The sequence below is a fragment of the Thalassospira sp. UBA1131 genome, assembly GCF_002311515.1.
Lineage (GTDB): Bacteria > Pseudomonadota > Alphaproteobacteria > Rhodospirillales > Thalassospiraceae > Thalassospira.
In genome coordinates this window covers 12,489-23,217 of the sequence record NZ_DCAO01000081.1, presented here as the reverse complement: position 1 = coordinate 23,217, position 10,729 = coordinate 12,489, and the positions used below count along the sequence as shown (strand labels likewise).

The window sequence follows — 10,729 nt, the reverse complement described above, 5'->3', positions numbered from 1 at the left end:
GTGGCGCAATCACCACAAAACCGCCTGCGACTGGTGCCGGAAAGTGATGTGGTTTCCGGTGACGGATTTACCTCGGACACGCTGACCCAGCGTTTGAACGAGGCACTGGACCTTGAAACCGGTGTCCCGGCGCGGGTTGAAATCCTGTCCGAGGATGAATGCTGGACGGAACGTAAAACACTCCGGCGTGAAAAGGATGCGTTTCTGGAACGTGACCGTATGGAGCGATCCGGCCACGACGATGACCATCATGATCGCGATGATGACCGAGATGATGATCGTCGCGCCCCCTGGTCGTTGCGCTACCTTGACCGGTTTGATTGCGATACCTCGCCGGTGATGCGCCTTGTTGTGCCGATCAGGATCCTTGGTCCGGACGGGGAGCCAACCGGCACAGAGCCCGATGTCTGGCTGGAAGCCATGATCGGCGGCGTGGTCTCGCCACCGTGGTTTGTGTTCGACAATCTTTTGCGTGTTCTGGCATCCGGGCTTGTCATTGCCGTGATCGCCTTCTTCCTGGCGCGCCGGATTTCCCGGTCGTGGGACGTTTTGACAAAGGCAGCCGATCGTGTCGGGCGGGGGGATTATCCCGAACCGGTGCCTGAAACCGGCCCGATTGAAATCAGACGCGCCACAAGGGCCTTTAACCGGATGACCGCACGCCTCAAACGCTTTGTCGAGGATCGCACAAGGATGCTGGCCGCCATTTCACATGATCTGCGCACGCCGATCACGTCGCTGCGTCTGCGCGCCGAGTTTGTCGATGATCCGGAAAACCGTGCGCGTATCATCGAAACCCTTGATGAAATGGAACAGATGGTCGAAGCGGCGATGACCTTTGCCCGCGAAGAAACCGCGAATGAGGAAACCCGCAAGATCGATCTGACCGCCCTTGTTGAATCTGCGGTCGAGGATCTGGCGGAAACCGGTCGTCCGATCAAATATGTTGGCGAGGTCGACACGCGGGTTTATCCGTGCCGGCCGCTTTCGATCAAGCGCGCCTTTGGCAATCTGGTGTCCAATGCCCTTAACTTCGGTGATACGGTCGAGGTTGCGGTGCGTGATGCCGATGACGGCGGCCTGTGGATCGAAATTGCCGATGACGGGCCGGGGATACCGGTCGAACAGCGCGAACAGGTGTTTGAACCATTCTTCAGGATTGAAGCGTCACGCAATCGTGATACTGGCGGTATTGGTCTTGGGATGGCAATCGCACGCACCGCCGTCCGGGCGCATGGTGGCGAAATATACCTTGAAGACTCCCGGAAAGGCGGGCTTTTGGCGCGTATTTACCTGCCACCGGCACAGCCGCAATAGCTGTGATTTCGACCAGTCCGAAGGTTTAAGATTTTTCTCCTGACACAGTGCGACAGTTTTTTGACAGTTGGGACTTGCGTTTTAGGTGACCAATAGTCATTTGTGGGCTGGAATTTCACTGTTTCCAAATCAATAATTGCTAAATTGCATTGCTGTTCTATTTAGGGTCTGGATTTGAACCAACGGCAGTGCGACAATCAAGCAGACGAACGGACGGAGCGTGCCCATGACCAATAACCAGTCTTCATCCGGCGTGGTAACCCCGCTTCCCGGAACCAATAACGCGCAAGCCGCGCGTGGCTTTGTGCGCTCTGTTAACGACTGGCTGATGGAATGTGCGCTTGATGATACCGACATCAGCGAACTTCTGTCAGGCATGGCCAGCCGTCTGGTCGCATCGGGAATCCCGATTGATCGCGTCATGGTCGCGTTCAAGACCCTGCATCCGCTGTATGAAGGTGTTTCCTATATCTGGACCAAGGAAAACGGCCAGGTTGTGCGTACCACCCATATGGGCGATGACGAAAAGGATCGCGATTGGGCCGAAAGCCCGATGAAATGGATGCTTGATAGTGATGTAAGCTTCATGCGCCGTCATCTTATTGGTCCGAGTGCGGTTGTCGACTTCCCGATCCTTGAAACTTTCCGTCGCCAACGGGGCACAGACTATTACGCCCTGATGACCCCGTTCGTGACCGATAGCGACAGCACGCTCAATAGCAACCGCATCTTCATGACCTATCTGACGCGGCGTCCCAGTGGTTTTTCGGACGAGGATCTGGCGATCCTGTCTGGTATTCAGCGCCGCTTTGCCGTGTCATGCAAAATGCGCATCAACCACGAAGAAACCCGCACCATTCTGGAAACCTATCTTGGCACTGATGCCGGGCAACGTGTCCGCAATGGTCAGATCAAACTGGGCGACAGCACCAAAACCCGTGCAGTGATCTGGTTTTCGGATATGCGCAACTCGACCTCGGTTGCGACCCATGTCGGTGATGATGCGTTCCTGGGCGAAATGAATGATTTCTTCGGCGCAACAGCCGGTGCCGTACTTAAGCACGGTGGGCAGGTTTTGCGCTATATCGGGGATGCGACGCTTGCGATTTTCCCGATTGATGAAGACGAAACCAATCTTGAAACCGCCTGTTACGCAGCACTTTATGCCGCGGCTGAGGCCCAGTTGAACATCGATGCGCTAAATGCGCGGCGCGAAGAAGTCGGAAAACTGCCATTCGATTACGGCCTTGGCATGCATGTCGGGGAAGTGATTTACGGCAATGTCGGTGTGTCGGAGCGTGTCGATTTTACCGTGGTCGGGCAGGCGGCAAACGAAGCAGCCCGCATCGAACAGCTTACCAAGCAACTTGGTCGGCGTGTTCTGGTCAGTTCGACCGTTGCCCGGTTCATTTCCTGCCCGACAGAGGAAATGGGCGCCTATGAACTTCAGGGGACGGGTGTCAGTCTTAAACTGTTTGCCCCGGATTTCTCGGAGACCTGCCACCGTATCGAGCTGATGCGCAGCGCCTGAGCCTATTTAGGCGAGGCTATCAAAATCCTTCACCACCGAACTGGCGGATGTGCCGACCTTGGAAAAGGTTGTCTGGGCGTCGCCGACGGCCTTGGTTGCGGCCTCGATGATTTCGGAATAGGGACTGACTTCCTTTGTGGCCAACATCTGTTGCATCGCGACACCGGTGGTGGCGGAGGCCATCGACATGATGTTGCGCAGATAATCCGTGGAATCCTGCACCGCATAGGCGGCTGCCTGGGCGACCTTTTGATAGGCGACACCATTTGCACCGGGGATCGCACCGTTCAGAACCGCATGGTTGGTCGTGCCGACAGCTTGCACGATCTGCGGGTTCAATGCCGTGCTGAGCGGCGGGGTGCCCGGCGGATTGTCCGGGGCTGCGGGATCAGATGGGGATGCCGGTTTGTTTGCATCATCCTTGTCATCGGCCTTTTTATCGCCGTTTGCAGCGCCACCATCTTTCGCGTCCTTGGCGTCTGCGGCGTTTTTGTCGCCGTCACCATCCTTGTCGGCGGGGGACGCGGCTTTGTCCGGCTCATTGCCCTGATCTTTGTTTCCAGCTTTCGGATCTTCGTTCTGTTTTGCGTCGTCGTCTGCCATCGAAAACCTCATATGCAACGGGTCAAAAGACCGGTTTGATTATCTCTGTCGGGACGGGCCAGGAGCCATAAAATCTGCGAGCGCGTTATTCGCCGCTTTTGCCGCCGCCCATGCCACCGCCAGTACTTTCCAGGATCATACGGCAGGCGCTTGATGTGACGGCGTTGCCGATCTGCTGCAGGCCGCCTTGGGTCTGCATGGCGTTTTGCATCGACAAACTGATGGAATGTGCCATCGTCTGATACACAAGCCCCATGGCATGTGCCGGTGCTTCGCCCAGAACCTTGACGTTGTTCTGGGTCACTGCATCGGTGATTTGTGAGTTTACAGGGGTGTTGTCTGCCATTTCACGCCCTCATGTTTTGACCGTATTTGGTCCGGGCAGGACCAGACGGATCATGTGCCTAGCGGCGGGTTGCTGCCAAAATTACGAGTAGTGTCAAAAGCGCATCGCTGTTGTCGGACCGGCCGAGTTTGGCTGTTGCCTGCGCACCCGCCATGGTGTTGACGGAATAAAGCTGCATCACGCCCTGATTGGTGGCGGCTTGCGAACACATCGATGCCTGTTGCTGTGCCTGAACCGCGTTCTGGAACAGGATCGATGTTGAATGGGCCGCACTTTGGTAAATCGCACCCATCGCATTCGCAGGCGCGGAACCAAGAACACTGACCGCACTCTGGGTCACAGAGTCTGTAATCTGACCATTCACCGGGGTTGGAATTGCCATGTTATCCTCCGAAAAAGCGATCGGTCTGACCGCACATCTCTAGACGTCGCACGGACGTGATTGTGATCAATTAGAGTCTGTTGCGCCTAGCCCGCCTGGGCGGTGATCAGGGCAACAAGCTTTGACGTTGCTGTATTGGCAACCTGTTGCATGTTGCCTTGTGTCAGGGTTGCGTTTTCCATGGCAAGGCCGGTGGCATGTGAATGCGACTGCATGGCCATGGAAACCGCCTGTGCCGGGCTTTCACCCAGAATTTTGACGTTGGTCTGGGTGACAGCATCGGTAACTTGCGGGTTTACGATATCACTCATGTTACGTCCTTTGTCTGTTCGCCCTTGGCGCTGGCGGCGTAGTCAAACTTTTCCTTGTAGTCCGATCCATCCCCCATAAACATTGGGTCGGCCTGGCCAAGCCACGAACTGGTTTCGGTGTTATCTTGACCTTCACCTTTCTGATCGCCGGATTCTTGTGAATCTGCGTCTTCGAGGGACACGGTATCCGAATCCCCTTTCGCATCGAGGCCGTCGTAAGATGCTATTTCCCCTTCGTCCCAGTCTGCTGTGTCGTAAAAAAATTTGGCTTGTTGTCCTGGACCGACAGGGTGGCCTTTGCGCATTCCATGGTGGTTGCAAGGCTTGCGACCGCCTGTTGCTGCTGTTCATTGACCATGTTGGCAAACAGGATCCCCTGTGCCTGGGCCTGTGACAGATAGGTCTGCATCGCGCCCATCGCCGGGCCATTGGCAATGACCGATGTATTGGTTTGGGTGACGCTGTCGGTAATTTGTTCGTCGACTTCGTTCGGATTGCTCATCGGGGTGATCCTTATTAACTACGACGTTTCATCATTTGCAGAATGCTCTGGGTCATGGTCGTCATGCCGATCATGGCATTTTGCTTTTGGGCCGAGACCATGTTCGCCATCAGGATGTTCTGCGATTGCGCCTGACCCATCATGGATTGCAACGCGGCGAATCCTGGACCAGCCCCCATCGTGGCAACATTGGTCTGGGCAACGCTGTCAGTGATCTGATCTGAAACCGAGCACTGATGATCATCTTCATGGTGACTGGCGGTGTGGTGCTGGGATTTCTTGCCGTCTTGCTCAGGTGGTGCCGATGGCATGTCCGTCTCCTTGTCTGGAGGAATGGGCTGGCGGAAGTGCTACGTATCGGTTTGACGCCGAGCGCGGGCATTTGTGAAAGAAAAAGCCCGGCAAGCGCATGCATGCCGGGCGGGGTTGGCGGCGAAACCAGTGGGGATGTTTAGGACACGGCCGTACCGGTCGTGGCCTTAAGAGCCGACAACAGCGAAAGCATATTGTCGGGAACGTCGCTTGCGGCGAGTTTCGAGGTCGCAACGGCCCCCGCCATGGTGTTGACAGAGTAGACCTGGATGACGCCCTGATTGGTGGCCGCCTGGGAGGAAATGCCCACCTGATGCTGGCTGCTGACAGCGTTCTCATAGAGAATGCCATGAGAATGCGCCAGCGACTGGTAAAGCGAGCCCATGGCCATTGCCGGCGCATCACCCATGACCTCGACATTGGCTTGGGTGACGGCGTCGGTAATCATACCATTGACCGGAGTGTTATCAGCCATTGTGTATCTCCTGGTTACCTAAAGAAGTGCCGGAAGGAACGTAAGGCCCCGAACCGACCCTTTCCGCATGTCCTGCGGTCAGACAGATGACGGGGGACTTGGTGTCTTGTGACGATGGGCAGGCAAAAACTTGGATTGCTTGCAGAACCTTCGCCACAATGAAAACGGGCGGTCGCAGATCAACACGACCGCCCGGTGTGATATTGGCTGGACGGGCCGAAACCCTGATCAAAATCAGTTTCTGGTTGCCTGAAGCGTCGTCAGAAGCGTCAGCATATTGTCGGGCACATCGCTTTTGGCGATCTTGGAGGTCGCAACGGCGTCAGCCATGGTGTCGACCGAATAGATCTGCAGGATGCCCTGATTGGTCGCGGCCTGCGAGGTGATGCCGTTCTGCTGCTGGGCGCTGACGGCGTTCTGATACAGGATGCCCGTCGAATGTGCGAGGGACTGGAAGATCGAACCCATCGCCATTGCCGGGGCGTCGCCCAGAACTTTCACGTTCGCCTGGGTCACGGCATCTGTGATCTGACCATTTAGCGGAGTGTTATCAGCCACTGTTTATCTCCTGTTTGCCTAGGGAAATGCTGGAAGGAAGAGATGTTCCAAACCAGCCACTTTGCGTGTGTTGCGGTCAGACAGATGACGGGGGGCTTGGCGTCTTGTGACGCAGGGCCTTGCAAAAGAACGGATTGTTTTAGGTAGTCTTGACCAAATGAAATCGGGCGATCGCTGATGATTGCGACCGCCCGATTTGAAACTGGCTTTGGGGCCAAAGATGTTTTGAGAATCAGCCCTTGGTTGCCTGAAGAGCGGTAAGAAGCGACAGCATGTTGTCGGGAACGTCGCTTTTGGCAATTTTGGAGGTCGCAACAGAGTCTGCCATCGTGTCGACCGAATAGATCTGGATGACGCCCTGGTTGGTTGCGGCCTGCGAGGTGATGCCGATCTGCTGCTGTGCGCTGACGGCGTTTTCATAAAGAATGCCGGTGGAATGTGCGAGGGACTGGAAGATCGAGCCCATTGCCATTGCCGGGGCGTCGCCCAGAACTTTCACGTTAGCCTGGGTGACTGCATCAGTGATCTGACCATTTACCGGGGTCGGAATCGCCATTGTAAAGTCTCCTTCGTTACGCTTTGCGGTGTGCTGCTTGCTGTTGTGTTTCTGTCGGGGTTTCGCCGTCCCGTTTTCAGTCTATCGACGCTGGTGGTGTATCGTTGTGACGCGTCTTTTTTGCGAGTTGGTCGTTTTTTTTACGCACGTATTCTTATTGAATGCCCGAAGCCCTCAGGTGTTCGCGGGCCAGCTGAACACGTTTGCGCACTGCGCAGTTGCTTAAGCCCAGGGCCGCTGCAATCTCGTCATAGGTGCGGTCCTGAACACAGCGCATCAAAAGCGGCTTGCGCAGTTTTTCCTGCATCTCAAGAAGAGCCGCTTCCAGCTGATCAAGTTTTTCACCAGCGAGATAAGATTCCTCGGGGCTTGGTGTGATCGGCGCTGTCATCGGGGATGCCGGTGTGTCGGCAGCCCCGTGGGTTTCTTCGCGGTATTCCGCCTTGCGCCGGTTTTGCCTGTGCAAATCAATGCAGGCGTTATGGACAATGCGCGATAACCAGGCGCGATGGTTGCGGATTTCATCCATCGATTCTTCGAATTTGGTCGATGCCTTGACCATCGCCTCGGACAGCGCATCTTGCGCATCATCCATATTGCCCGACATCAGTTTCAGGCATTGCTTCAAAAGCGTGTCTTGCTGATCAATCCACAACGGCCAGAAATTCGGCGCCGCCGGGCCCAAATCGGCATCCGGTTGCGGATGCGTTTGCGGCGTGGAATGCGAGGGGGAATATTGCCCTTCATCGGGGGCATTTGGTGTCCCCGGTGCTGTAGGCGTTTGCGGGACCGGCATATGTGGCACCGGTTGGCGCAATGTCGGGCTTTCTGCCCCCGGCACAAGACCACGCAGGATATCAAGCGGGTCGGTCGGTGTGCCGCCAGGCGTGCCAAGCGCACCGGCAATGATGTCTTCGGGGCTCGGGCCGCTCCGCGATGGTTCAAGACCCGGGAAGCCTGCCAGGGGGTTGAAGTCTGCCGGGTAACCGGGCGGCGGGCTGTATCGTGGCTGGCCTTGGTTTGTTGCCGTGCCGGGATTTGCGGTTGCGGCGGGGCGGGTGTCTGCCAGTTTTGTCGGTTTTACCGCTGGCGCCATCGATTGCATGATGGCGCGTGCATCAAGGGCGCTACTTGCCGGGGGCGTCAATCTGTCGTGACCGGCCTTTTGATCGGATTCTTGATCTCCGGGGTCGTCGGCCGCGGCAAGCTTTGCCAGATAATCTTCGGCAATGCGCGCCCTTTGTTCGGGTTTTAACCGGGACCAGATTGACGTCACCTTGTCATCATCACCCAACGCCAGCGACAAGCTTTGTTCAAGACTTTTGGCAAAGCTGATCTCGGCTTCTGTCAGGGTTGCCTCATCCTGCGGACTGTTCTTTTCGTTCTGCACTATGGACCCCTCCGGTTGATTGAATGCAACCATAGGCTGATTAAGTTTTTCGGTAATCATTATGACGTAGCCGCAAAAGAATTGTGAATAAAAGTTTCTATACATCCTATGGTTGTGTTTTCGTGCGCAACGGCGCAGCCGTCGCAATGCGGGCTGAGGATAGGTTGGGGACAGATCGTCGCGCTTTGATGCGCTTGTTATTGCCGTTCCTGTTCCGGGCGATGCCCGGTTGCAGACATCAAGCTAGGTCTTTTTGCCGGATGTCTTTTGCTGGGGCGCGGGACCTGAAGATTGGGGGTTTTGTTCCTTTTTCGGATCCCTTGGCGGGAAGGCTTCGGCAAGGGCTGTTTCCACCTTCTCGGACAAGGCCTGCATGCGCAAGTCAATCTCGCGTGCGATGATGTTGCGGATTTCATTTGCGATATCGAACATGACCTGCTGGCCGTTCTGCATGTTTGGATCCGATGCCATATGCGGTGCCCCTTGTTGTGCCGCCTGAGGATGTGGGTTGGCTTGCCCTGTTTGCTGGCTGCCGACTGCGGGCTGCGGGGCCTGTGCGCCGGATTTCACGTTTTCGGCATGATTGGAAATGGTCTGCTTTTGATCAAGAACCTGGGCGCGGGCCCGTTCGGCGGCTTGCGCCATGGCCTGCTGGGTTGCCAGATATTCCTGATTGAACGCCTTCCGGACCGCGTCCTTGCGATCACTTGCCGTGCTTACATCGTTTTGCGCCTGCCCAGACATCAGGTGCCTCCTTTGCTGCTACCAGTGCTGCCAGAGTTGTCACTGTTGTCACTATTGCCGTTCTTGCCTTTGCTTGAGCTCGATGACGATTTGGCATTGCTGCTGCTGGTTTTGCTGCTGTCGCTGTTGTCGGTGTCACCATCATCGCCCGGGTCGGATGTTTTTGCCGCTGCGCCGGATTTCGCCGGCGTGGGTGTGGGCGCAGCTTTCGCTGTTGCTGTTGTCGACGATGAACTCGGCGCTGATGCCGATGCGCTTGTGTCTGCATCAAGCATAAAGGCCGGTGGGATGAACCCGTATTTTTCAAGATCGGCTGCATTGGGATCGGTTGGCAGGCCGGTTAACCCGGTTTCAAGCCGTCCTCTGCTATCAGAGATCATGCTGGCAGCCCGGCAGGCCGATTGATCATGCTGGGCATTGCAGCTGAGGATCGCGGTTGGGGTGCTGGTTCTGGCCTGGGTCATCAACTGTGCGGTGACATCAAAGCTGGTCTCGGCTTCATAGCGCACCAGAACAACAAGTCCGGCCCCCTTGTCGCCTTCGCTGGGCGGGGTGATCTGCACCCAGAACGGGATGCTGGAATTGGGGGCGACCATCACATTTCCCGCAACGATCGGGCTTGGCAGGGTGCCGACATATTCCAGATGGATCGGCACCGGCGCACGATCGGCAAAGATCAGGCGGATCAACGCCACATCCGGGGTTGATTCACTCCCCGTCGCGCCAACCGTCTGTTCAAGATGGATGGCATGCGGTGCGCCGCCATAAATCGGTACTTCGGAGATCTGGGGGGCGGCGCCATCGGCATCGATTGCATCAAACAGAAGAGCGCGCAATTGTGACGGGGCCGCATTCGGTGCCGTAACAGAAAGTTCGGACTGAGCATCTGTTGATGGGCCGACATGCAAGGACCATTTGCACAAGGATTTTGGCACATCCGGTGCCAGCATTTTCGCAGAGATGGCCGTTTGTGCACTGGTCTTGGTCGGCGACAGGGGATGGCCCTGTTGCATGCTGATCGCCCAGTCGGGCGTATCGGCGGTGGTGTCTGCCTTGCCCTGAAGGGTCGGCATGGCGGTGCGGAACATGTCATCACGGATGACGGGGCCGGTCATGTCGGTTGTGCTGCCGTCCGCATGGATTGTGGTTACGCCCCATTGCGCGTCCGTGGTGTTGCCCGGGGTATTTGCGGCAGTCGAACCACTATCAGTACTGTACCAAGGGTCCATGTTTTCAAGCGGGCTGGTATAGCCTTCCGTCGGCGCACTTGTGGTTGTTGGGGTTGGCGATGACGTCCCGCCATCAAGCAGATAACGTTGAATGATCTGAAACGCGGTTTCCATTGGCTGTGACTGCTGTGATGGCTGAGCCTGACTGCCCGATGCGGCTTGCTCAACGCCCGGCAGGCCAAAGTCACGGCAAAGCGCTGCCATCATGTCAACGGCTGCTTGCTCCGAGCTTATCGCGTCCGGGGCTTCGGTTGGTTCGCGCAGATTGTTTTCGGCGTCTGCCGCACCGGCCTCGGAAGACGGTTGCCCGTTATCGGAATTGTCGCTGGATTTGGTCGAAGCCTTGGCTGGTTTGGGCGCGTCACTATCGGTCATGCCTGCACTCCCCAATGGTGTCTTGCAACACTCAAAAGGGCCGCCATCATGCCGCCCCTGATCTGCAAGAAGTTATAACGGTTCCTTGCAAACAGACG

At 56.5% G+C, this 10,729-nt stretch carries 15 protein-coding genes; 2 read left to right on the top strand and 13 right to left on the bottom strand.

What is annotated here, in order from left to right; translation table 11 throughout:
• Together B3Z49_RS12405 and B3Z49_RS12400 are read left to right on the top strand one after the other, a co-directional pair.
• Positions 1–1,317 (top strand): ATP-binding protein (locus B3Z49_RS12405; RefSeq protein ID WP_296991256.1); only part of this gene is annotated, 1,317 nt, incomplete at its 5' end.
• 226 nt (positions 1,318–1,543) lie between these two features.
• The gene (locus B3Z49_RS12400) at positions 1,544–2,848 is read left to right on the top strand and encodes an adenylate/guanylate cyclase domain-containing protein (RefSeq protein ID WP_008890478.1); all 1,305 of its coding nucleotides are present in this window, start codon (positions 1,544–1,546) and stop codon (positions 2,846–2,848) included.
• Positions 2,849–2,854: 6 nt separating this feature from the next.
• Here the strand turns inward: B3Z49_RS12400 and B3Z49_RS12395 are convergent, their stop codons facing one another.
• From B3Z49_RS12395 to B3Z49_RS12335, 13 genes are all read right to left on the bottom strand, one after another.
• Complete coding sequence (locus B3Z49_RS12395) at positions 2,855–3,451, bottom strand: hypothetical protein (RefSeq protein WP_296991252.1); 597 nt, start codon at positions 3,449–3,451, stop codon at positions 2,855–2,857.
• Positions 3,452–3,536: 85 nt separating this feature from the next.
• Positions 3,537–3,797, bottom strand: coding sequence for a RebB family R body protein (locus B3Z49_RS12390; RefSeq protein ID WP_008890480.1), 261 nt, complete (start codon positions 3,795–3,797; stop codon positions 3,537–3,539).
• A 58-nt stretch (positions 3,798–3,855) separates the two neighbouring features.
• On the bottom strand, positions 3,856–4,179 hold the full coding sequence (locus B3Z49_RS12385; protein ID WP_008890481.1) for a RebB family R body protein: 324 nt from the start codon (positions 4,177–4,179) through the stop codon (positions 3,856–3,858).
• An 86-nt stretch (positions 4,180–4,265) separates the two neighbouring features.
• Positions 4,266–4,490 carry a RebB family R body protein gene (locus B3Z49_RS12380; protein WP_008890482.1) on the bottom strand — a complete coding sequence of 75 codons (225 nt, stop codon included), beginning with the start codon at positions 4,488–4,490 and terminating at the stop codon, positions 4,266–4,268.
• Complete coding sequence (locus B3Z49_RS12375; protein ID WP_296991247.1) at positions 4,487–4,672, bottom strand: hypothetical protein; 186 nt, start codon at positions 4,670–4,672, stop codon at positions 4,487–4,489. Before B3Z49_RS12375 ends, B3Z49_RS12380 begins: the two co-directional genes overlap by 4 nt.
• Positions 4,673–4,713: 41 nt before the next feature.
• Positions 4,714–4,992 (bottom strand): RebB family R body protein, encoded by a 279-nt coding sequence (locus tag B3Z49_RS12370; RefSeq protein WP_008890484.1) that lies wholly within the window; start codon positions 4,990–4,992, stop codon positions 4,714–4,716.
• Between the two features lie 14 nt (positions 4,993–5,006).
• The gene (locus B3Z49_RS12365) at positions 5,007–5,303 is read right to left on the bottom strand and encodes a RebB family R body protein (RefSeq protein ID WP_296991240.1); all 297 of its coding nucleotides are present in this window, start codon (positions 5,301–5,303) and stop codon (positions 5,007–5,009) included.
• Positions 5,304–5,443: 140 nt separating this feature from the next.
• Positions 5,444–5,779, bottom strand: coding sequence for a RebB family R body protein (locus B3Z49_RS12360; RefSeq protein ID WP_008890486.1), 336 nt, complete (start codon positions 5,777–5,779; stop codon positions 5,444–5,446).
• Between the two features lie 234 nt (positions 5,780–6,013).
• Complete coding sequence (locus tag B3Z49_RS12355) at positions 6,014–6,337, bottom strand: RebB family R body protein (RefSeq protein WP_008890487.1); 324 nt, start codon at positions 6,335–6,337, stop codon at positions 6,014–6,016.
• Positions 6,338–6,569: 232 nt separating this feature from the next.
• Complete coding sequence (locus B3Z49_RS12350; RefSeq protein ID WP_008890488.1) at positions 6,570–6,893, bottom strand: RebB family R body protein; 324 nt, start codon at positions 6,891–6,893, stop codon at positions 6,570–6,572.
• A gap of 154 nt (positions 6,894–7,047) precedes the next feature.
• Positions 7,048–8,283, bottom strand: a complete 1,236-nt coding sequence (locus tag B3Z49_RS12345; RefSeq protein ID WP_296991233.1) for an RNA polymerase sigma factor — start codon at positions 8,281–8,283, stop codon at positions 7,048–7,050.
• Positions 8,284–8,526: 243 nt separating this feature from the next.
• Positions 8,527–9,027: a hypothetical protein gene (locus tag B3Z49_RS12340; RefSeq protein ID WP_296991230.1), complete on the bottom strand. Its 501-nt coding sequence runs from the start codon at positions 9,025–9,027 to the stop codon at positions 8,527–8,529.
• Entirely contained in the window at positions 9,027–10,631 is a 1,605-nt protein-coding gene (locus B3Z49_RS12335; protein ID WP_296991228.1) for a hypothetical protein, read from the bottom strand. The genes B3Z49_RS12340 and B3Z49_RS12335 overlap by 1 nt, the downstream gene beginning before the upstream one ends.
• Between the last annotated feature and the right edge of the window lie 98 nt (positions 10,632–10,729).